This is a genomic window from uncultured Desulfovibrio sp. (assembly GCF_910584445.1).
GTDB lineage: Bacteria > Desulfobacterota > Desulfovibrionia > Desulfovibrionales > Desulfovibrionaceae > Desulfovibrio.
Map to the genome: position 1 here is coordinate 1 of NZ_CAJUBO010000018.1, position 19,401 is coordinate 19,401.

A 19,401-nucleotide genomic window follows, 5' to 3' on the forward strand; every position below is an offset into this window, starting at 1 on the left:
CCTTCGCTCCGCTTCGGGCGGCCAGCGGAAAAACCTCTTTTCCTCGCTGAAAAAACCATAACGGGGTTTAATGAAGCCTGAGCCTAGGGCCGGATGGGCGGGGCATCGCCCCCGGCCGTCAGCAGGATGCCGAGATGCCTGCGTACCAGGGCCAGTTCCTCCGGCGTGACGGAGGGCATGTCCGCCGGGCGCGTGCCGCGCATGTCATTGCCTTCCTCCACGATGACCAGGGCCGCCGCCAGGCGCCCCATGACGCAGAAAAAGCGCGCGGGCTGCCAGCCCTGGCTGGTGACCCATTCCGCCGCCCGCGGGGAATACAGAAAGTCCGCCTTGCCGCCGCGCACCACGGGATGCGCCTCCTCGTGGCCGTCTCTCGCCCAGGCGCGGAAGCGGGGCAGGATCTCCGCAAAGGCGAGCACTTCCTTTTCCGTCACGGCGGGCTGCCCGGCATAGACAGTGGACGCCGCCGCGCCCTTGCGCGAGCGCGGGGCTTTGGCCTTCGTCCTCTTCCGGACGGCGGGCGCGGACTCCCGGGGCGCCGTGGCCGCCGCGCCGCTCACGCCCGCGCCCTCTCTGGCCGCCTCCATCTGGGGCGTATCCGCCGAAAGCGCGGAAAGGGGGGACCCCACACCGAACAGAAGGACCACAGCGGCGCACAGCCCGGCGAGCCGACGCGCCGGGGCATCCGGCATTCCGCGCAGGAAGGACATCACCGGCATCGCAGTATCCGCCCGCGCCGGCTCAATAGCGCACCGCGCTGATCTTGCCGAGCCGTTCCATATTGTGGAAGGACTCCACATAGCGGATGGTGCCGGTCTTGCCGCGCATGACCATGGAGTGCGTCACCGTGTGCCGGGCGCTGTAGCGCACGCCATGGAGAAAGTCGCCGCCGGAAATGCCCGTGGCCGCGAAAAAGCAGTCGTCGCTGCGGACAAGGTCGTTGACCGTGAGCACCTCGCGCAGGTCGATGCCCGCCTCGTTGATGGCTTCCTTTTCCACATAGGACTGCGGATCCAGCCTGGCGAGGATCTGGCCGCCCATGGCCTTGATGGCGCAGGCGGAGAGCACGCCTTCGGGGGTGCCGCCGGTGCCCATCATCATGTCCACCTCGGAACGCGGGTCCACAGCCATGAGGGCGCCGGCCACGTCGCCGTCGGTCTGGAGCTGGATGCGCGCCCCGGCCGCGCGGACCTCCTCGATGAGCCGCTGGTGGCGCGGCTTGTCGAGCACGAAGATGACAAGATCCTGGACGCTCTTGCCGAGCGCGCGCGCCACATTGTTGCAGTTGTCGCGCACGGGGGCGTCCAGGTCCACCACGTCGCGGGCCTCGGCGGGCACCACGAGCTTCTGCATGTAATAGCTCGGCCCGGGGTTGAACATGCTGCCCTCCGGCGCCACGGCCACCACCGAGATGGCGTTGGGCCGGCCATATGCCAGGAGATTGGTGCCCTCCACGGGGTCCACCGCCACATCCAGGCGCGGCCCGGCGCCCTGGCCCACCTTTTCGCCGTTGTAGAGCATGGGGGCGTGATCCTTCTCGCCCTCGCCGATGATGACGGTGCCGTCGATATGCAGGCTTGCGAAGCTGACGCGCATGGCATCCACCGCCGCGCCGTCGCCGGCCTCCTTGTTGCCGCGTCCGAGCCAGCGCGCGGAGGCGAGGGCGGCAGCCTCGGTGATGCGGACAATGTCCAGGGCCAGGTTTCGTTCCGGTGCTTCAGGCATGATGCTCTCCTCGGCGTGGGATATGCGCGGATACGCGGCGGAAACCGCCGCTTTGCCCACCATAGCCCACTGCGCGGACCCGTTCAAGCAAAAAGCCGGTCGGCGCCGTTCCTCCCCCGGATCCGGCCGCAGCGGCGGCAGGCCGCGTCAGGCTTGACAAAAGGTTGCGCCGGGGCAAAAAAGAAAGACCCGTCGCGGCGGTACCGCGCAGTCAATGCAGCAAAGGACAGAACCATGAAAGTGTACTACGATCAGGATGCGGATCTCAACGTTCTCAAGGGGAAGACCGTCGCCGTCATCGGCTACGGCAGCCAGGGCCACGCCCACGCGCAGAACCTGCGCGACTCCGGCGTCAAGGTGGTGGTGGGCCAGCGCCCGGGCAGCGCCAACTACGAGCTTGCCAGGGAGCACGGCTTCACGCCCGTCTCCGCCGCCGAAGCCGCGGCCCAGGCCGACCTGATCATGGTTCTCCTGCCCGACGAAGTGCAGGCCCAGGTCTACGAGCAGGACATCAAGCCCCATCTCACCAAGGGCAAGGCCCTGCTTTTCGCCCATGGTTTCAATATCCATTTCAGCCAGATCCAGCCGCCCAAGGATGTGGATGTCTTCCTCATCGCGCCCAAGGGGCCGGGCCATCTCGTGCGCCGCACCTTCACCGAGGGCGGCGGCGTGCCCTGCCTGGTTGCCATCGAGCAGGACGCCACGGGCAGCGCCCTCAAGACGGCCCTGGCCTATGCCAAGGGCATCGGCGGCACGCGCTCCGGCGTCATCGAGACGACCTTCCGCGAAGAGACGGAGACCGACCTCTTCGGCGAGCAGGCCGTGCTCTGCGGCGGCCTTTCCGCGCTCATCCAGGCCGGTTTCGAGACCCTGGTCGAGGCCGGCTACCAGCCGGAAATGGCGTATTTTGAATGCCTGCACGAAATGAAGCTCATTGTGGACCTCATCTACGAGGGCGGACTCTCGCGCATGCGCTATTCCATCAGCAATACCGCCGAATACGGCGATTACGTCTCCGGCCCGCGCCTCATCAACGACAGCGTGAAAAAGGAAATGAAGGGCGTCCTCAAGGACATCCAGAGCGGCAAGTTCGCGCGCGACTTCATCCTTGAGGCCCGCGCCCGCTACCCCATGTTCCTCACCACGCGCCGCAACGAGTCGCAGAAGCAGATCGAAAAGGTCGGCAAGGAACTGCGCGGCATGATGACCTGGCTCAAGAAGGACGGCAAGAAAGACTAGCGCCTCTCCCGCGCGCCGGCGCGGGCGGGCCACGAAAAAGGGGCGTCGAAAGACGCCCCTTTTTTCGTGACCGTTCACTGGCGGCCTGCGGGCCGCCGCGCGGCCTCACTCTATCTCTTTGAGCAGGCGCGCGGGCACGCCCCCGGCCACGGTGCCGGGCGCCACATCGCCGCGCACCACAGCCCCGGCGGCCACCACGGCCCCGGCGCCGATACGCACGCCCGGCAGGAGGATGGCCCCTGAGCCGATCCAGACGTCATCCTCCACCACGATGGGCGCAAGCTCGTGGGTCAGCCGGTCTTCCCGGCGCAGGCCGTGATTGATGGTCGCCATGAGCACATTGTGCCCCACAAAGACGCCATCGCCCAGGGTGATGCCGCCCTGGTCCTGAAAGCAGCAGCAGGCATTGATGAAAACGCGCCGCCCCAGACGGATGTTCTTGCCGAAATCCGAATAGAACGGCGGGAAAAGGCGGAAGCTTTCATCCACGGGACAGCCCGTGAGGCGCTCCATGAGGGCGCGGATCTCTTCCATGGGGCGATAGCCATTGTTGAGTTCCGCCGTGATGCGGCGCGCCTCTTCCGAATAGTGGTGCATGCACTGGTAGGCGTCTGTTCCGGCCACCAGATCGTGCCCGGCCTCCAGGTGGGCGAGCAGTTCCTGCAATTCCATCATGGCGTGGCCCTCCTTCAGATAGAGCATTCTGCTGTGGAAAATATCCGCACGACAGAGATCTTCAGCGGGTTTCACCGCCGTCATTCCGGCGAAAAAGCGTGATTTTCCGCCGTATCACGGCGCGGGCGCCCGCTCCCGCATCCGCCGGACCATCCGCGCGATCCCCTTGCGAAAACGCTCTACGGCGCGACCCGCCAGCAGGCCACGCCATGCGTCCCTTCCGTCACCAGGGGGGGCGCCGCTTCGGCGCAGCGCGGCATGGACTCGGCGCAGCGCGGTGCGAACGGACAGCCCGGCGGCATGGCGGTCAGCGCGGGCACGCTGCCGGGGATGGTCGTCAGCCGGGGCAGCCCCATGGACGCCCGGCCGGGTGCCGCGGCCATAAGGCCGCGCGTATAGGGATGGAGAGGACGGGAAAAGAATTCCCGCGCGGGCGCCCGCTCCACGAGCATGCCCGCGTACATGACGCCCACGATGTCCGCCATTTCCGCCACCACGCCCAGATCATGGGTGATGAGCAGGACGGCCATGCCCCGTTCCCGGCTGCGGGCGCGGATGAGGCGCAGGATCTGCCCCTGGATGGTGGCGTCAAGGGCCGTGGTGGGTTCGTCCGCCAGCAGCAGCTCCGGGCCGCAGGCCAGGGCCATGGCGATCATCACCCGCTGGCGCATGCCGCCGGAAAGCTGATGCGGATACTCGTCGTACCGGCTTTCCGGCGAGGGGATGCCCACCTCGCCGAAGAGGCGCACGGCCTCGCGCCGGGACTCGGCGCGGCCCATGCCCAGATGGAGGCGCAGGGGTTCGGCGGTCTGCACGCCCACGCGCACCACGGGGTTGAGCGAGGTCATGGGTTCCTGGAAGATCATGCCCACGCGGCGCCCGCGGATGCTCCGCAACGCCCGCTCCGGCAGGGCGAGCAGGTCTTCGCCCCGAAGCAGGACACGGCCGCCGAGCACGGCATCCTCCGGCGTGAGCCGCAGGATGGAGCGCGCCGCAAGGCTTTTGCCGCACCCGGATTCGCCCACCAGGCAGGTGATGCCGCCGGCCGGCACCTCCAGGTCGATGCCGCGCACGGCCGGGAGCAGGCGCCCCTCCGCGACGAAATGGACGGAAAGCTCCTCCAGCCGCAGCAGCGGGTGGGCGACGTCCTCCGCGCCGTCAGCGCCTGACCTGGGCATTGCGGAACGTGGCGTAGGCTTCGCGCATGGCAAGATAGGGGTCCACCGCGATGCTTTTCAGGTCTTCATAGGTGGGCAGCACATCGTTCAGGGCATTGAAGCGGAAGCCCAGCTCCGCGCCGGTGGCGAGTTCCCACGGGCGGACATAGAAGAGCGGATCGGTGAAGCAGTCCCCCACGCGGCCGATGGTATCGCGCAGCGAACTGGGACCGATGAAGGGCCAGACCACATAGAAGCCCTGCCCAATGCCCCAGCGGCCCAGGGTCTGGCCGAAATCCTCGCCCGAGGGGTCCACCGGGACGATGGTCTTCTTGCCGCGCGCCACATCCGCGAAGCCCGCGCTCGACATGGTGTTCATCATAAAGCGGCCAAATTCCACCCCGGCCTCGAAAAAACGGAACTGGAGGAGATTGTTGATGAATCTCGTGGGGAAGAGCAGGTTGGAAAAGAAGTTGTTCAGCCCGGTGCGGATGCATTCCGGCATGATCCAGGTCCAGCCGGTATAGGCGGGCTTGGCGATGTACATATAAAAGATATCGTTGAAATGGAACCAGAAGCGGTTCCACGGCTCGATGGGGTCGGCGATGGCCGCCACCGGCTCGTCGTCATAATCGTCAAGGCTGTCCGAAGCCTTCATGGACGAGTACGGATGCACGGTGATGGACCCGGCGGGCAGCGTCGCGCCCCCGGCATACACGGCCGAGGGCGCCAGCGGGCCATCGGCCGCGCCGGCGGCCGCCCGTTCCAGCCCCGGCGCCAGCGCGGCCGCACGGGCCGTGGGCGCGGACGCCACGCCGGCATCGTCGGTCCCCGGCGCAACGGCGACAGGCCGGATGCCCGCCTCGGGAGCGGTGGCGGATGCCGGGGCATTGCCCAGTGTCACGCCGCCCCCGCCGTCGGCCCGGATGGCATCCGGCAAAAGGCAAAGACTCAACAGGCATGCCGCCGTCAGAAGGAAGACATGCCCCCGCGCGGCCGGGCGCGGGCCGCTATTTCGACTGCTGTTCGCGCACTTCATTGGCTTTTTCGAGCACCTTGGCGGTGAGCTGGTCCGGCGTGGCGGTATTGAGGATGCCCTGGAACTGGGTGCGATAGTTCTTGACCAGGCTGATGTTCTCGATGATCACGTCATAGACGCGCCAGGAACCGTCCTTGGGCAGCATGCGGTAGTTGACGGGCGTCTTCTTGCCGTCCTTCATGGTGATGACGGTCTGCACCTCCACGCGCCTGCCGTCGGGCGCGGCCATCTCGCCGACATACGCCACCTGTTCGCCGTTATAGCCCGTGACCTTGTTCAGATAGGTATTGAGCAGCAGCTCGGCAAAGGCGTCGCTGAAGCGCTTTTTCTGCTCCGGCGTGAACGACCGCCAGCGAGGCCCCACGGTGCGCGAGGAAAATTCGCCGAAATCAAAGACGTGGAAGACCTCGTCCTCGACCTTCCGGCGCAGGGGTCCGCGCGTGGCCGGGTTCACCCAGTCGGGATTCTTGATGTTGTCCAGCACGCGGCTGATGGCCGTTTCCAGGGTCTGGCGCGGCCCGGGGGCGGCGGCCACGGCCGGGGAGGTCGCCGCCAGCAGAAGCGCCGCCACAAGGCAGGCGGGCAGGAAGAGGCCGGAACGCGACACGGGGACCAGTCTCATTTCACACCTCCAAAGGCATATTTGCTGATCAGCGATTCCAGGTCCATGGGCGATTCCGTCTCGGTGATGACACCGCCTGGACCCAGAAGCGTCTCCGAGCCGCCCCGCGACAGGCTGACGTACTTGTCACCGATGAGACCGCTTGTCTTGATGGAGGCGATGCTGTCATCCGAAAGGTGCAGGTCATGGTCAAGCCGAAGCTCCACAATGGCCTGCGTACGCATGGGGTCCGGGTCGAGCCTGATATTCACCACGCGGCCCACGGGCACGCCCGCAAGCTCCACATCGGCGCCGGCGCGCAGGCCGGTGGCGGAATCGAAGCGCGCGGAAAGCTCGAAACCCTTTTGCGAAAACAGTTCCATGCGGCCGAGCTTGATGGCGAGGTAGCCCACGCACACAAGGCCGAGAATGACGAAGATGCCCACTGCGGTTTCACGGATGCTGTTCATGCGGCGCAGGTTCTCCATGGGCGCCGGAAGGCGCGAATCGATATACGTTATCGGCGCGAACGGCGGGTGTCAATCGGCGCCCGCTCACGAACGCAGCCATTTTTCCAGCGCGGCCCGCACCTCGGGGTCGGGCGGCTGGCGCAGGTCCAGCTCCTCCGCGCCCGCCTCGCGGCGCAGGAACTGACGCAGATATGCGTCCCCGCTCGCCTCCAGTTCGGCCAGGGTGCCCGCGAACACGGCCCCCCCATCGCGCAGCACGAGCACATAGTCCGCGATGCGGCGCAGGCTGGCGAGGTCATGGCTCACCACCACGAGCGTCATGTCCGCATACTCCGCATGCAACGAAAGGAGCAGATCATCCATGCGCGCGGCGGTGATGGGGTCGAGTCCCGAGGTCGGCTCGTCGCACAGGAGGATGCGCGGCTCGGCGATGATGGCCCGCGCCAGGCCCGCGCGCTTTCGCATGCCGCCGGAAAGCTGGTTGGGATAATACTCGGCGAAGCCGTCCAGCCCCACCATCCGCAGGACGCGCAGGGCCGCCTCGCGCAGCAGCCGCCGCGGCAGGCGCACATGCTCGCTCAACGGCAGCGTCACGTTCTGCGCCAGGGTGAGCGCGCCCAGCAGCGCGCCATCCTGGAACAGGACGCCCATGCGGCGCCGGATGCGGCGAAACTCTTTGCGGTCGAGCCTGAACAGGTCCTGCCCGCCGATGCGGATCTGCCCGCTGATGGGACGCGCGAGGCCGATGATGTGGCGCAGCAGCGTGGACTTCCCGCAGCCGGAGCCGCCCAGGATGACCGAGACCTTGCCCGCCGGCAGGGTCGCGGTGATGCCGCTCAGGACGGCTGTCGTGCCGTAGCCCACGGCAAGGTCGTGAAACTCGATGTCCCAGGCGTCCATACTTCCGACTCCCTTACAGCAGGAAGGAGGTCAGCACATAATCGGCAGCGAGGATGAGCACGCAGGAAATGACCACCGCCGAGGTGGTGGCGTTGCCCACGGCCTCGGGTCCGACGCTGTCGCGGCGCAGATGCGCGTAGTACCCCTGATGGCAGCAGACCGTGGCGACCAGAAGCCCGAAGACCAGGGCCTTGATGAAGCCGCCGGAAACGTCGTTCATGGTCACGGCATGGGAGATCTTGTAAAAATACACGCCCTCGTTGATGCCGAGCATGCACACGCCCGTGAGATAGCCGCCCACGATGCCGATGACGTCAAAAATGGCCGTGAGCAGCGGAAAGGAAATGAGCGCGGCCGCAAGGCGCGGGCTGACCAGATAGCCCATGGAATTGATGTCCATGACATCCAGGGCGTCCACCTGGTCCGTGATCCGCATGACGCCGATCTCGGCCGCCATGGCCGACCCGGCCCTGCCCGTGAGCATGATGGCCGTGAGCACCGGCCCGAGTTCGCGGATGAGCGTCAGCGAAACGGCGGAGCCGAGCAGGCCCACGGAACCGAACTGGACCAGGGTGTAATAGCCCTGAAGCCCCAGCACCATGCCGCAGAAAATGCCGATGAGCAGGATGACGAACAGCGACTGGTAGCCGATGACGTAGATCTGGCGCACCGTACGCGGGAAAATGCGGATATTGGCAAAAATCTGCCCCAGCCCGGAAAGCATGAAGAGCGTCATGCCGCCCACGGCGTCCACGCCGCGCAGGCACCGGCGCCCCAGGGCGCGCGGGAACCGGGCAAGCCCGGTGGCACTCGCAGTCGATGTCATGTCCGGCATTTAAGGCGCACTCCTGCGGCGGCCCTTGCCGCCCGTTTTTTCCGCCACCGGCTTCTTTTCCAGCAGAATGGGCCTGCCAAGCCCCATGGCCGCCAGTTCCCCGCGCACACGGTCGGCATCGCGCACGCTCCCGCGCACGGAAACGAGCACCAGCCGCACCTTGCCGCTCTGGCGCACGCGCGCGCGCAGCCCCGCCTCTTCCAGACGGCCGCGCAGGCGCTCCGCATCGGCGGGTCCACGGAAGGCCGCCGCCTGAAAGACATGGTCAAAACGCGGCTCGTCCGGCTGCCGGACGGGCGCCGCTGCGGCGGCCCGGGCGGGCGCAGCGGGAGCCGCGGCCTGCCGCGGCGCGTTCCCCTCGCGGATGCCCCAGGCCGCCAGGCTCTCGCCCTGCGGCCGGCTGAAGGGATAGGCGGGCGCGGACGGAGGGACGGGAGCCGCAGGCGCGGGCTGTCCCGCATTGGCGCCGGTGGGGGCGTTCCCGGGCGCGCCGGCAGCCGTCACGGGCGGCTCCCCGTCAGGGACGGGGGCGCCTGCGGCCGCGCGCGCTTCCGCCCCCGGAGCCGTCGGCGGGAGCGGGGGCGCACCGTCCCCGGACGCGGCGCCCTCCGGCGCGGGAGACAGGGCCTCCGCCCCGGGCAGGGGCGCGGCGGCGTCCGCGGCGCCAACGGTCGGGGAGGAGCCGGGCAGAAGCAGCCCGGCCACACTTTCCACGCCGCGTTCCGGGTCTTCGCCGCGCCCCACCATGTAGCCCATGAAAAACGACCAGCCCACCGCGGCCGCCAGGGCAAGGCCCAGGGCCGCCGTGGCGGCGGCCGAAAGATCGAGCGTCCGGCGCGGGCCGTCGGAAGGCCGGGCATCGCGCGGACCCCGGCGGTTTTCCGCCGGGCGGCGGCCGGAAGCTTCCGCGCGGACGGAGCGCTCGCGCCGTCCCTGCGGCGCGGAGGCGTCCGCGCCCGAGAGCAGGTTCTTCTGAAAGATCTTGCGCAGGGGCTGGGCCATGCCGTCCGCCGCTACATGCTTTCCGGCGCGCTCACGCCCAGGAGGAAAAGACCGTTGCGCAGGGTCTGGCCCACGGCCCGCAGCAGGGCGAGCCGGGCCACGGCGCGAGGCTCGTCATCGGGCAGAAGTATCTGGTGACGCGCGTAGTAGGCGTGCAGCGATCCCGCCAGGTCCATGAGGTAGCGGCTCACATGGTGCGGCGCCAGGTTCTGCGCCGCCTGGGCGAGCATGTCCTCAAAGGCGGCCATCTGCCGCAGCAGGGCCATGTCCTCCGGGGTGTCCAGCGGCGCCAGGGCCGCCTCGTCCGTGCGCTCCGGCAGGGTCAGGCCCTGCGCGGCCGCGCGCCGCAACAGCGAGCTGATGCGCGCATGGGCATACTGGACATAGTAGACCGGATTGTCGAGATTGCGCTGCTTGGCAAGCTCCAGATCGAAATCCAGCGGGCTGTCGCTCTTGCGCGAGAGGAACAGGAAGCGCGCCGCATCCGGTCCCACTTCGCGCAGGACCTCCTCCAGCGTCACGAACTCGCCCGCGCGCGTGGACATGCTGACCAGCTTGCCGTCGCGCAGCAGGTTGACAAGCTGGATGAGCACCACGTCGAAGCTCTCCCGGGCTTCGCCCATGGCCGCCACGGCCGCGCGCATGCGCGGGATGTAGCCGTGGTGGTCGGCGCCCCAGACATCCACGAGCCAGTCATGGCCGCGCCGGTACTTGTCGTGATGATAGGCGATGTCCGAGGCGAAATAGGTCAGGCTGCCGTCGGACTTCCGCAGGACGCGGTCCTTGTCGTCCCCGAGGCGCGTGGTGGCGAACCACAGGGCGCCGTCCCGCTCATAGGTGTATCCGGCCTTTTCCAGGGCGGCAAAGGCCGCGTCCACCGCGCCGCCGTCCACCAGGCTCTTTTCGGAAAAATACCGGCCGTGCTCCACGCGAAAGGCCGCCAGGTCCGCCCTGATGCCGCCCAGGATCTGCTCCACCGCATAGGCGCCGCAGCGCGCGCGGGACTCGTCCTCGGGGAGGTCCGCAAGCGCCGGTTCCCGCCGGAGCAGATCCGCCGCCAGATCGCGGATGTAGTCGCCCCGGTACCAGTCTTCGGGAAATTCCACGGCCCGGCCCGCCAGCTCCTGCAGGCGCAGCCAGACGGAAAGCCCGAGCAGGCGCATCTGCCGCCCGGCGTCATTGAGATAATACTCCGTCTCCACGGCATAGCCGGTCTTGCGGAGCAGGCGCGCCAGGCTGTCGCCCACGGCCGCGCCCCGGCCATGGCCCACATGGAGCGGCCCTGTGGGATTGGCGGATACATATTCCACCAGCACCTTGCGCCCCTTGCCGGCATCGCTCTCGCCGTACGCCGCGCCCGCGGACTCCACCTCCGCCACGGCGCGCCGCCAGAAGGACGGACGGAACGTGACGTTGCAAAAGCCCGGACCCGCCACTTCCGCATGCTCGATATCCGCGCAGAGCGCGGGCAGGCGGGCGGCAAGCTCCTGCCCCAGTTCGCGCGGATTGCGCTTCGCCGCGCGGGCGAGGAGCATGGCCGCGTTGGTGGAAAGATCCCCGTGCTTCGCCTCGCGCGGCGGTTCCACCACGAGCTTGTCGGGCCAGGGAAGATCCAGTTCCTTCAGCGCCGCCGCGAGGGCGGCGCGCAACGTGTCAGCGGCGCGCATGGCATGGTCCCGGAGAAAAGGCTTCCCGCTGTGCCGGGAAGGTATTACATGGCATAGTTGAGGATACCCGAAAGCGAATCCACGAGGTCCACGCGCAGGTGGTCGCTCTGGGCGGCAATGGCCGCGAGCGACGGACCCACCATCTTGCCGAGCACGGCCTTGGGGCTGATCTCCAGCCACCAGCGCACGCCCGCGAGGTACAGGTTGCGGAGCAGGTCCACCCAGAACACCGGCGTGACCATCTGCCGCAACAGGCTTTTTCTGGCGCTTTCCCCGTCGTGGACGGGCCTGCCGTCCACATTGCAATAGACGGGAAAGCGCGGCGCGTTCCACACGGTCTTTTCCAGCAGCGGCGCGAGTTCCCTGTTGGCCTCGGCCATCATGGGGCTGTGAAAGGCGCCGCTCACTTTAAGCTCCACGCCGCGCCCCTTGCGCTCCTTCGCCTTTTGCACGGCCAGGGCCACGGCTTCCCTGGCGCCGCTGACCACGGTCTGCTGCGGGGTGTTGCGGTTGGCGGCCACAAGGAGCGCGCCGCTTTCCGCCGCCGCCTCTTCCACGATGGCGGCCACGGCGTCCATGTCCAGCTTGACGATGGCGGCCATGGCGCCCCTGCCCTCGGGGTCCGCCTCGGCCATGAGCCGCCCGCGCAGGGACGTGATCTCAAGGACGCTTCTGGGCGAAAGCACTCCGGCGGCGGCCAGGGCGCTGAATTCGCCCAGGCTGTGCCCGGCGGCGGCAAACGGCGCGAGGGACGCCCCGAAGCGCTCCGAAAGCGCGCGCCAGAGATTGCAGTTGACCACCGTGAGCGCGGGCTGCAGGGCGCGGGTGTCGCTCATGGCGGACTCGTCGCCCTCCCAGAAAATCTCCCGCAGGGGCAGGCCGCTGATGCGTTCGGCCTGCTTCCAGAAGTCCATGGCCTCGGAGGAGGCTTCGGCGAGGTCGCGGCCCATGCCCGCCACCTGCGAACCCTGACCGGAAAAGATCAGGGCCGGACGGCCACAATCGGGCGCGGGGGAAAGTTCCGTGTGCATTTCGGGCTGTGTGCTGGCGTGCGTCATTTCATCTCCGAAAACGGGCGCTTGGTCCGCGTGCAAAGCTCTTTTTTCTACGCTATCGGGCCGGGGCTTGCAAGCGCTCTCTCGCCGGGCTATCACAGCCCCGGAACGCCGCTCCCGGGCAGGGGGCGGAGACAGGTTCCGGAGGCTCCATGACGGAACGTCGCGCGCACCAGAAAAGCAGTCCGGGCCGCCCCCGAGGGGGCGCGGCGAGGGTTTCCGGCGGTCCCGTGCGGGACGCCGTGGAACGCCTGCCGCCGGGCCTTGCCGCCCAGACGCCCGCGGCCCTGCTCGCGGCGCTGCCGGAACGCCTTGGCCGGTATGTGGACATGCTCTGCGCCTGGAACGATGCCGTCAATCTTACCGGCGGCAGGGACCGGGAGGACGTCCTTGCGCGTCTCGTGCCGGACAGCTTCCATCTGGCGGCCTTCCTGCGCGGCCCCGCGCTGGCGGCGGCCGCCGACGCCGCCGGGCCGGACGGTCCCCGCGTCTGGGACCTGGGCGCGGGCGGCGGCCTGCCCGGCATTCCCCTGCGTATGGTCTGGGAGCGCGGGACATACACCCTGGTGGAAGTGCGCCAGAAACGCGCCCTTTTTCTCGCCAATGCGCTCGCCGCGCTGCGGCTCGCGCGCACCCGCGTTTTCCGCGGACCGGCGGAACAGCTTTTCGCCGAACAGCGGGAAGGCGCGGACGTGATCCTCTCCCGCGCCTTCCTGCCGTGGCCGAAGCTGCTGGAGTTCTGCCGTCCGGCCCTCCGGCCCGGCGGCGTGCTCCTCATCTTCGCCGCCGCGCCCTGCGGCGAACTTCCCGCCCCGTGGCGGCCACTGGCCCAGACGTCCTATGCGGCAGGCGCGAGCCGCCGCTGGCTCTGGGCCGTGCAGGCGCCGTCCCGCGCGGAGGAAACCTGCGCGGAGGGCAGCCATGCCTGAGCCTGCGCGTTCCATGTCCCCGGTCCTGCGGCACTGGGGCGGCGGCCTGGCCTGCTTCCTCCTCACCGTGGGCCTCGCCTTCGGCCTGCGGATGCTGGAATGGCCCTCGTGGCAGAACCCCGAATACCGCCTTGGCGGGGAAATGCTCCTCGCCACGCACGACGCCTATCACTGGGTGGCCGGGGCCGAGGGCTTCGGCCTGGCGGTGGACCATCCCATGGCGCGCATGCTGCGCCTCATGGCCGACGCGAGCGGCCTGGCGCCCGCTGTGGTGGCATTCTGGTTTCCCCCTGCGCTGGCGAGCCTGGTGGCGGGGATCGTCTTTCTGTGGGCCTGGGCGCTGGGCAGCATGCAGGCGGGGGTGGCCGCCGGGCTTGTGGCAAGCATGGCGCCCGGCTTTCTGGGCCGCACCCTGCTCGGCTATTACGACACGGACCTCGTCACCCTGTTCTTCCCCCTGCTCATGACGCTCGCCCCGGCCTGCTGGGCCATGCGCTACATGCTCCTGCCGCAGATGGTGCTGCGGCGGCTGCGCGCGCCCGCCGGGCTTGCGGCCCTGCCCGGCGCGCTCCTGCCCGCGCGTCTTCGGCGGCGCCGCGCCGCTCCCGCCGGGGGGGCGCCCCTCCTCCGGGAGGCGCCGCGGCCCGGCGATCCGCTGCGTCCCGTGTGGATCGTCCTTCTCGGGCTTTCCGGACTCCTGTCCTGGTGGGCGCAGGAATGGCATTCGGTCTTCCCCTACCTTCTGCGCTACAACGTGGCCCTGCTGGGCTGCATGGCGCTGGTCCTCGGCCCGGGGGGACGGCGCGGCCCGCTCTTTCTCGGCGCGCTCGCCTACGCCCTGCCCGCGCTCGGCGGCCTCGCGGGCTGCGTCTTCGACCTCATCCTGCTTGCCACGCACGCGCCCGAGGGCCGGGTCCTGCGGCGCTTTCTCCTGCACCCGCGCACCGTGGCCCTGCTCTGGCTCTGCGTGGGCCTGCTCCTGATGCGCGGCGAGATCCTGACCACGCTCCTCACCCATGCCGACGCCTACCTCAAGCACAGCGGCGACACGCGCGGCGCCGGCCCGGCGGCGCTTGTCTATCCGTCGGTGGCGCAGTCCATCATTGAGGTCCAAGACCTGAGCTTCGCCGCGCTCTTCCCGTATTTCCACCCCTGGGCGGAAGCGGCCATCGCGGGCCTTGCGGGCTTTCTCCTCCTGCTCTTCCGGCGCCCCGGCGCGCTCTTTCTGCTGCCCCTGGCGGCCCTGGCCCTGCTGAGCACGCGGCTCGGCGGCAGAATGGTCATGTTCGGCGCGCCCGTGGTGGCCCTGGGGCTGACCGTGCCGCTCGCCTGGCTGACGCGCCGCCTCCTGCCGCGCGCCCTGCCGGGCGCGGCATCCGCCTGGATCGCCGCCGTCATCGCTGTGGCGCTGTTCGTGGCGCCCTTTGCGCCCATGATCCCGACTCTTTCCCAGGGACCGATCATCAACCGCCGCCACGCGGCGGCCCTGGCCCAGGCCCGCGCCATCACGCCCGAAGACGCGCGCCTCTGGCTCTGGTGGGACTGGGGCTACGCGGCCCACTATTTCGCGCGCCGCGCCACCATCGCGGACGGCGCGCAGCACGCGGGTCCTTCGCTCTATCTGCCCGCGGCGGTCTTTGCCACGGACAACGCCCGCTTTGCCCGTCAGATCATCCGCGAGACCTCGCGGCAGGGCAACGAGCCGGGCCGCGTCTTCGCCGGGCTGGACAGCGCCGGGGCGCAGGCGCTCATGGACAGGCTGCGCTCGCCGGGAACGCCGCTGGTGCCCGGCCGCGGGCGCCAGTTCATCATCGCCAGCTTCGAGATGCTCCGGCTCGGCTTCTGGATCAGCAATTTCGGCAACTGGAACTTCGTCACCCGCCACGGCGAGGGCGGCGCGCTCTCCATCGTGCCCCAGGCGCTCGCCTACCGCCTCAGGACGGGCGAAGTGCGCCTCATGGACAGCGGCAGCATCATCTACCCGGCCTCCATCGCCGTGTTCGACGAGACCGGCGTCACGCGGCGCAACTATGTGCAGGAGTGGTTCGACGCCCACCCCGACGCCAGCGCCCGCGCGCAGCAGGCGTTCCTCGCCGGGCGGCGCAACGTGCATTTTCTCTTCAACCGCGTGACGGACGAAAAACTCGCCATGGACGAGGGCATCTTCAGTTCGCTCATGGTCAGGCTCCTGCTCTGCGACCCGCAGGACCCGCGCATCTCGCCGTACTTCAAGCTCGTGTACGACAACGTGTTCGCGCGCATCTACGAAGTGCTGCCCGCGGACGGGGATGCTCCCCGCGCGCCCGCTCAATGATGGTAGGGGACCTTGCGCAGGATGCACTCGGCCCGGTACAGCTGCTCGAGCAGAAGGACGCGGGCGAGTTCATGCGGCCAGGTCATGGCCGAAAGGCTGAGGCAATGGGCGCAGGCGTCCCGCACCCCGGGGGACAGGCCGAACGCGCCGCCCACCACGAAACAGGGGCGCAGCGCCGCCTCGTCAAAACGGCGCAGCAGGGCCGCCAGGCTGGGCGAATCCAGGGGCCGCCCCCCCTCGTCCAGCGCCACGGCCGCCGCTTCGCGGCCCAGGGCCTCCACGAGGCGGCGCCCTTCCTGCGCCATGCGCTGCCCCGGGGCAAGCGCGGCATCGCCGTCGCGCACCTCGACCATTTCCACACGCCGCCAGCGATCGAGGCGGTGCTGATAGTGGGCCGCCGCCTCGCGCCAGAACGGCGTTTTCAGCCTGCCCACACACAGGAGCCGCACCATTTTGCCAGCCATGCCGTCACTTCCTCACGCCCGCGCGCCGCGCGGGGAACTCCGCAGCCTCAGCCTTGAGGAGGCCGCCCGCCGCCTCGCCGCGGGCGGCATCGTCATCTTTCCCACCGAAACCTTGTACGCCATCGGCTGCCGGGCAGACAAGCCCGATGCCTGCGCCCGCCTCTGCGCGCTCAAGGGGCGCCCCGCCGGCTCCCCCCTCCCCCTGCTGGCCGCCGATGCGGCCCAGGCCGCCCGCGCCGTCCGGCTGGAGGCGGCGCCCCTGCCGCTTTTGCGGCGCTTCTGGCCCGGACCGCTGAGCCTTCTGCTCCCCGCCCTGCCGGAGCTGGCGCCGCAGGTCCGCAATGCCGCCGGCCTGGCCGCCCTGCGCGTCACCCCGCACCCCCTGGCCGCGCGCCTCGCCGCGCTGGCGGGCGGCGCGCTCACCGCGAGCAGCGCCAACTTCAGCGGCGGAACGCCGGCGGCCCGCGCCCGGGACCTGGATGCGGCCCTGCTGGCGGCCCTGGCGGCACCGGAAGCCGCGGCGCACGGCCCCGCCGGCGGACTGCTCGTGGCCCGCGCGCCGGAAGAGGAACCCCGGGGGGGGCTACCCTCCACGCTCGCGCTGCCGCTTTCCGGCTCCGGGGGGCCACGGCTGCGCCTGCTCCGGCAGGGAGCCGTCAGCGCCCAGGCCCTCATGGCGGCGGGCTTCCGGCTGGAAGCCTGAAGGACCAGACGGCGCGCCTGCCCGCATGCCGGCCGCCGGGGCGCCCCGCTTGCGGAAGACGCGTCACTGACATACCATCGGCCCGCAGGAGCGTTCCATGAAAAAAACCGTCCTCTGCCCGCATTGCGGCAAGCCCTACAGCTGCTGGCGCAATCCCTCGCCCACCACGGACGTGGTCATCCACGAGCCGGGACGGGGCGTGGTCATTATCCGCCGCGCCAATGCGCCGCTGGGCTTTGCCCTGCCCGGCGGCTTCATCGAGGAAGGCGAACAGGCCGAAGCCGCCGCCGTGCGCGAGATGCGCGAGGAGACGGGGCTTGATGTGCGCCTCACCGGCCTGCTCGGCGTCTATTCCCGCCCGCATCGGGACCCGCGCCAGCATACCCTGAGCGTGGTCTTCACCGGACGCCCCACCGACCCGGAGGCGCTGCGCGCGGGCGATGACGCGGCGGCGGCGGCCTTTTATCCGCTGGAGGCGCTCCCCTCCCCGCTGGTGTTCGACCACGCGCGCATCCTGGCGGACTTTGCCGAAGCGCTCGCGGGGCGGCGGCGGCTCGCGCCCGTGGAACCGCCGGAGGACGACTAGCCGTGGGCTATGCCGGACTTCAGGAATGCGTGCGCGACCTTGAGGCGCGCGGCGACCTCCTGCGCGTGGACGTTCCCGTGGACCCGCATCTGGAGCTGGCGGCCATCCAGCGCCGCGCCTTCCGCGCCGGCGCGCCGGCGCTGCTGTTCACCCGCGTGGCGGGGACCGGCTTCCCGGTGCTCGCCAACCTGTTCGGCACGCGCGAGCGCCTGCGCTTCCTGTTCCGCGAGGGTCTGGCCGCCACCGAGGCCGTGCTGGCGGGCAAGGCCGATCCCCTTGGCCTGCTGCGCCGCCCCGGCCGCGCCTTCGCCGCCCTGGGTGGCCTTGCGCGCATGCTGCCGCGCGGCCCCCTGCCCGGGGCGGGATGCGCGCCGGCGCTGCACTGCCGTTCCCCCCTGGCGGCGCTCCCGCGCCTCACCTCCTGGCCCATGGACGGCGGTCCCTTCATCACCCTGCCTCTGGTCTACAGCGAAGATCCGGCCCGGCCCGGCGTCAATGCCTCCAATCTCGGCATGTACCGCATCCAGATGGCGGGGAACGACTATGCCGACGATGAGGTGGGACTCCATTACCAGATCCACCGCGGCATCGGCGTTCATCACGCCCACGCGCTGGCGGCCGGACGACCGCTTCCGGTCCGCATCCATGTGGGCGGCCCCCCGGCCCTGACGGTGGCCGCGGTCATGCCGCTGCCGGAAGGGCTTTCCGAACTGCGCTTCGCGGGCCTGCTGGGCGCCCGGCGCGTGCGCCTCGCCCGCGGTGACGACGGCCTGCCCCTGCCGGTCCTGGCCGAAGCGGATTTCTGCATCTCCGGCTATGTCCTCCCCGAAACGCGGCCGGAAGGACCCTTCGGGGACCATGTGGGCTATTACAGCCTGCGCCATGACTTTCCGGCGTTGCGCGTGGTCTCCGTGCGGCACCGGGCCGATGCCGTCTGGCCCTTCACCTCCGTGGGGCGGCCGCCGCAGGAGGACACGGTGTTCGGGGAGTTCATCCACGAACTCACCGGACCGCTGGTGCCGCAGGTCTTCGCGGGCGTGCGCGAGGTGCATGCCGTGGACGCGGCGGGCGTGCATCCGCTCCTCCTGGCCCTGGGCAGCGAACGCTATACGGCCTGGGAGGCGGCGCGCCGTCCGCGCGAACTGCTCACCCAGGCCTTCCACCTGCTCGGCGCCACCCAGACCGCCCTGGCAAAATATGTGCTCATGGCCGCGCAGGAAGACGCCCCCGGACTCTCCTGCCGCCAGGTGGGCGCCTTTCTCGGCCACATGCTCGAACGCGCGGACTTCAGCCGGGACCTGCACTTCATCACGCGGAGCACCAACGACACGCTGGACTACACGGGAACGGCCCTGCACGAGGGTTCCAAGCTCATCTGGGCCTCCGCCGGCGAACCGCGCCGCAGGCTTGCCGCCGGCGCCGACGGCCTGGGCGTCCTGCCGGACCTGCCGCCCGGCTTCGGCGATCCGCATGCGGCCGCCCCCGGCATCCTCGCGCTCGGCGGTCCGCGCCACGCGCGCGGACGCGGCGAACCCGACCCGGCCATGGAAGAGCTGGCGCGGCGCCTCGAAGCCTGGGACCGGCGCGAGGCTTTCCCCCTTGTGGTGGTCGCCGATGACGCCGCCTTTTGCGCGGCCGCGCTGGACAACCTGCTCTGGGTCACGTTCACGCGTTCCGACCCGGCGACGGACTGTTACGGCGCGCATGCGCGCATCACGGCGCGGCACTGGGCCTGCGAAGCGCCGCTCATCATCGACGCCCGCATCAAGCCCTTCCATGCGCCGCCCATGGAGGAAGATCCCGCGCTCGTCGCCCGCGTGGAGGCGCTGGCCGCGCCGGGCGGCCCGTTCCACGGCCTCTGGTAGGCACGAAGCGCCGGACTGACGATGGCAACGGGGGAAGATCCGTTGATGCCGCTTCCAGATTCCGTCCGGAGCGGAGCGACAGACGGATGCTGGTGCCGGAAGAATCCGAAAAAATACGAGCTTTCGGCGCTGGCGTGTCACCAACGCAAAACATGACAACGCCGACAACGGAAAG

19 protein-coding genes are annotated in these 19,401 nt (G+C 69.7%); 6 read left to right on the forward strand and 13 right to left on the reverse strand.

Going from position 1 to position 19,401, the window contains the following annotated elements; translation table 11 throughout:
• Window positions 1-83: 83 nt before the first annotated feature.
• Window positions 84-719, reverse strand: coding sequence for a serine/threonine protein phosphatase (locus QZ294_RS08725; protein ID WP_297049060.1), 636 nt, complete (start codon window positions 717-719; stop codon window positions 84-86).
• A gap of 22 nt (window positions 720-741) precedes the next feature.
• Window positions 742-1,725, reverse strand: a complete 984-nt coding sequence (gene glpX / locus QZ294_RS08730) for a class II fructose-bisphosphatase (protein ID WP_297049062.1) — start codon at window positions 1,723-1,725, stop codon at window positions 742-744.
• Window positions 1,726-1,740: 15 nt separating this feature from the next.
• Here glpX and ilvC point away from each other — a divergent pair, with 15 nt between their 5' ends.
• Window positions 1,741-2,964 (forward strand): ketol-acid reductoisomerase, encoded by a 1,224-nt coding sequence (gene ilvC, locus QZ294_RS08735; protein WP_297049065.1) that lies wholly within the window; start codon window positions 1,741-1,743, stop codon window positions 2,962-2,964.
• A gap of 105 nt (window positions 2,965-3,069) precedes the next feature.
• Here ilvC and QZ294_RS08740 read toward each other — a convergent pair whose 3' ends face one another.
• From QZ294_RS08740 to QZ294_RS08785, 10 genes are all read right to left on the reverse strand, one after another.
• Window positions 3,070-3,639, reverse strand: coding sequence for a DapH/DapD/GlmU-related protein (locus QZ294_RS08740; RefSeq protein WP_297049067.1), 570 nt, complete (start codon window positions 3,637-3,639; stop codon window positions 3,070-3,072).
• 179 nt (window positions 3,640-3,818) lie between these two features.
• Window positions 3,819-4,817, reverse strand: coding sequence for an ABC transporter ATP-binding protein (locus QZ294_RS08745; protein WP_297049070.1), 999 nt, complete (start codon window positions 4,815-4,817; stop codon window positions 3,819-3,821).
• Window positions 4,798-5,700, reverse strand: coding sequence for a VacJ family lipoprotein (locus QZ294_RS08750; protein WP_297049072.1), 903 nt, complete (start codon window positions 5,698-5,700; stop codon window positions 4,798-4,800). Before QZ294_RS08750 ends, QZ294_RS08745 begins: the two co-directional genes overlap by 20 nt.
• A gap of 106 nt (window positions 5,701-5,806) precedes the next feature.
• The gene (locus tag QZ294_RS08755) at window positions 5,807-6,457 is read right to left on the reverse strand and encodes a phospholipid-binding protein MlaC (protein WP_297049074.1); all 651 of its coding nucleotides are present in this window, start codon (window positions 6,455-6,457) and stop codon (window positions 5,807-5,809) included.
• Entirely contained in the window at window positions 6,454-6,906 is a 453-nt protein-coding gene (gene mlaD, locus QZ294_RS08760) for an outer membrane lipid asymmetry maintenance protein MlaD (RefSeq protein WP_297049076.1), read from the reverse strand. The genes QZ294_RS08755 and mlaD overlap by 4 nt, the downstream gene beginning before the upstream one ends.
• Window positions 6,907-6,990: 84 nt before the next feature.
• Window positions 6,991-7,806, reverse strand: a complete 816-nt coding sequence (locus QZ294_RS08765; protein WP_297049078.1) for an ABC transporter ATP-binding protein — start codon at window positions 7,804-7,806, stop codon at window positions 6,991-6,993.
• Between the two features lie 13 nt (window positions 7,807-7,819).
• Complete coding sequence (locus QZ294_RS08770) at window positions 7,820-8,632, reverse strand: ABC transporter permease (RefSeq protein ID WP_297049165.1); 813 nt, start codon at window positions 8,630-8,632, stop codon at window positions 7,820-7,822.
• A 9-nt stretch (window positions 8,633-8,641) separates the two neighbouring features.
• Window positions 8,642-9,643 carry an SPOR domain-containing protein gene (locus tag QZ294_RS08775; RefSeq protein ID WP_297049080.1) on the reverse strand — a complete coding sequence of 334 codons (1,002 nt, stop codon included), beginning with the start codon at window positions 9,641-9,643 and terminating at the stop codon, window positions 8,642-8,644.
• Between the two features lie 11 nt (window positions 9,644-9,654).
• Window positions 9,655-11,310: an arginine--tRNA ligase gene (argS, locus tag QZ294_RS08780; protein WP_297049082.1), complete on the reverse strand. Its 1,656-nt coding sequence runs from the start codon at window positions 11,308-11,310 to the stop codon at window positions 9,655-9,657.
• A gap of 44 nt (window positions 11,311-11,354) precedes the next feature.
• Entirely contained in the window at window positions 11,355-12,368 is a 1,014-nt protein-coding gene (locus QZ294_RS08785; protein WP_297049084.1) for an ACP S-malonyltransferase, read from the reverse strand.
• A gap of 149 nt (window positions 12,369-12,517) precedes the next feature.
• On the opposite strand from QZ294_RS08785, the gene QZ294_RS08790 reads away from it, so the two are divergent.
• Complete coding sequence (locus QZ294_RS08790; RefSeq protein WP_297049086.1) at window positions 12,518-13,294, forward strand: RsmG family class I SAM-dependent methyltransferase; 777 nt, start codon at window positions 12,518-12,520, stop codon at window positions 13,292-13,294.
• Window positions 13,287-15,608, forward strand: a complete 2,322-nt coding sequence (locus QZ294_RS08795; protein ID WP_297049088.1) for an STT3 domain-containing protein — start codon at window positions 13,287-13,289, stop codon at window positions 15,606-15,608. Before QZ294_RS08790 ends, QZ294_RS08795 begins: the two co-directional genes overlap by 8 nt.
• On the opposite strand, the gene QZ294_RS08800 is transcribed toward QZ294_RS08795, so the two are convergent.
• The gene (locus QZ294_RS08800) at window positions 15,602-16,072 is read right to left on the reverse strand and encodes a 23S rRNA (pseudouridine(1915)-N(3))-methyltransferase RlmH (RefSeq protein ID WP_297049090.1); all 471 of its coding nucleotides are present in this window, start codon (window positions 16,070-16,072) and stop codon (window positions 15,602-15,604) included. The two genes, QZ294_RS08795 and QZ294_RS08800, sit on opposite strands and share 7 nt — an antisense overlap.
• Here QZ294_RS08800 and QZ294_RS08805 point away from each other — a divergent pair.
• The 3 genes from QZ294_RS08805 (at window position 16,071) to QZ294_RS08815 (ending at window position 19,226) form a co-directional block, all read left to right on the forward strand.
• A complete protein-coding gene (locus QZ294_RS08805) occupies window positions 16,071-16,775 on the forward strand; it encodes a Sua5/YciO/YrdC/YwlC family protein (RefSeq protein WP_297049092.1) in 705 nt (234 codons plus the stop codon). The two genes, QZ294_RS08800 and QZ294_RS08805, sit on opposite strands and share 2 nt — an antisense overlap.
• 97 nt (window positions 16,776-16,872) lie before the next feature.
• Window positions 16,873-17,361, forward strand: a complete 489-nt coding sequence (locus QZ294_RS08810) for an NUDIX hydrolase (protein ID WP_297049094.1) — start codon at window positions 16,873-16,875, stop codon at window positions 17,359-17,361.
• A gap of 2 nt (window positions 17,362-17,363) precedes the next feature.
• The gene (locus QZ294_RS08815; RefSeq protein WP_297049096.1) at window positions 17,364-19,226 is read left to right on the forward strand and encodes a UbiD family decarboxylase; all 1,863 of its coding nucleotides are present in this window, start codon (window positions 17,364-17,366) and stop codon (window positions 19,224-19,226) included.
• The last annotated feature ends 175 nt before the right edge of the window (window positions 19,227-19,401 follow it).

Coding starts and splice junctions, on each gene's coding strand:
- argS (WP_297049082.1), bottom strand. CDS start 11,310: ATGCGCGCCGCTGACACGTTGCGCGCCGCCCTCGCGGCGGCGCTGAAG.
- QZ294_RS08725 (WP_297049060.1), bottom strand. CDS start 719: ATGCCGGTGATGTCCTTCCTGCGCGGAATGCCGGATGCCCCGGCGCGT.
- QZ294_RS08755 (WP_297049074.1), bottom strand. CDS start 6,457: ATGAGACTGGTCCCCGTGTCGCGTTCCGGCCTCTTCCTGCCCGCCTGC.
- QZ294_RS08745 (WP_297049070.1), bottom strand. CDS start 4,817: ATGCCCAGGTCAGGCGCTGACGGCGCGGAGGACGTCGCCCACCCGCTG.
- QZ294_RS08770 (WP_297049165.1), bottom strand. CDS start 8,632: ATGACATCGACTGCGAGTGCCACCGGGCTTGCCCGGTTCCCGCGCGCC.
- QZ294_RS08810 (WP_297049094.1), top strand. CDS start 16,873: ATGAAAAAAACCGTCCTCTGCCCGCATTGCGGCAAGCCCTACAGCTGC.
- QZ294_RS08765 (WP_297049078.1), bottom strand. CDS start 7,806: ATGGACGCCTGGGACATCGAGTTTCACGACCTTGCCGTGGGCTACGGC.
- glpX (WP_297049062.1), bottom strand. CDS start 1,725: ATGCCTGAAGCACCGGAACGAAACCTGGCCCTGGACATTGTCCGCATC.
- QZ294_RS08800 (WP_297049090.1), bottom strand. CDS start 16,072: ATGGCTGGCAAAATGGTGCGGCTCCTGTGTGTGGGCAGGCTGAAAACG.
- QZ294_RS08775 (WP_297049080.1), bottom strand. CDS start 9,643: ATGGCCCAGCCCCTGCGCAAGATCTTTCAGAAGAACCTGCTCTCGGGC.
- QZ294_RS08785 (WP_297049084.1), bottom strand. CDS start 12,368: ATGACGCACGCCAGCACACAGCCCGAAATGCACACGGAACTTTCCCCC.
- mlaD (WP_297049076.1), bottom strand. CDS start 6,906: ATGAACAGCATCCGTGAAACCGCAGTGGGCATCTTCGTCATTCTCGGC.
- QZ294_RS08790 (WP_297049086.1), top strand. CDS start 12,518: ATGACGGAACGTCGCGCGCACCAGAAAAGCAGTCCGGGCCGCCCCCGA.
- QZ294_RS08740 (WP_297049067.1), bottom strand. CDS start 3,639: ATGATGGAATTGCAGGAACTGCTCGCCCACCTGGAGGCCGGGCACGAT.
- QZ294_RS08795 (WP_297049088.1), top strand. CDS start 13,287: ATGCCTGAGCCTGCGCGTTCCATGTCCCCGGTCCTGCGGCACTGGGGC.
- QZ294_RS08805 (WP_297049092.1), top strand. CDS start 16,071: ATGCCGTCACTTCCTCACGCCCGCGCGCCGCGCGGGGAACTCCGCAGC.